Below are 603 nucleotides of genomic sequence, written 5' to 3'. Positions count from 1 at the left end.
AGCGTATGACGCCTCCCAGCCACACCCAACGATGGACACTGGGGTAGGATAGTCGGACTCTAAGGTTAGACTCGTGGTTAATGCGTTACCATTCATAGCGAAGCGATACTGTCCATCCCCAATGTTGGTAGTCCCGATGGTTTGCTGACCAAGGGTGTACCCGTTAAAGGTGTTCACGAACTCCCGCTCACCGTTTCTGACAATGAGTCTAAGAGCTCCAGTGTCCTTGTAGTTGACCCAAGCCCGACGAAGTTGTAGGCGTCCAGTGTCTTCAGACTGAGTGCCACTCTCGTCTTCAATCTTAATCAGGAACCGTGAGAACTTGTAGGACATCAGATAAGACCGTCCGATGAACACTGTTCGTCCTGACCAATCTCCATTTAGTACAGCCACAGTAGAGATGTCTGTCAATTCACCAAGGTCCACGTAGGCACCCTGACTGTCAATCAGATAGTACCGACCGGGAGACGGAGCGTTTCCACCATAAGCAGAACCAATATCAACCGTAGTCTTATAGGTGTCAGCATTAAACGAGCCAATTGGAATGACCATAGACACCTTGGAGTCAACGTGGAGTCTATACGGCTCTAATGGAAGTCAGTT

1 pseudogene is annotated in these 603 nt (G+C 49.4%); it reads right to left on the bottom strand.

The features are described 5' to 3' along the window. Nucleotides 1-579: pseudogene (locus tag AC2W7C_RS18780) on the bottom strand (phage nozzle protein); the annotation flags it as partial. Nucleotides 580-603: the final 24 nt, after the last annotated feature.

The sequence above is a fragment of the Brevundimonas sp. CURTG3B2_SDJG genome (assembly GCF_057364705.1).
Note: the sequence above shows the minus strand (reverse complement) of the source record. Positions and strands in the feature narration are given on the sequence as shown.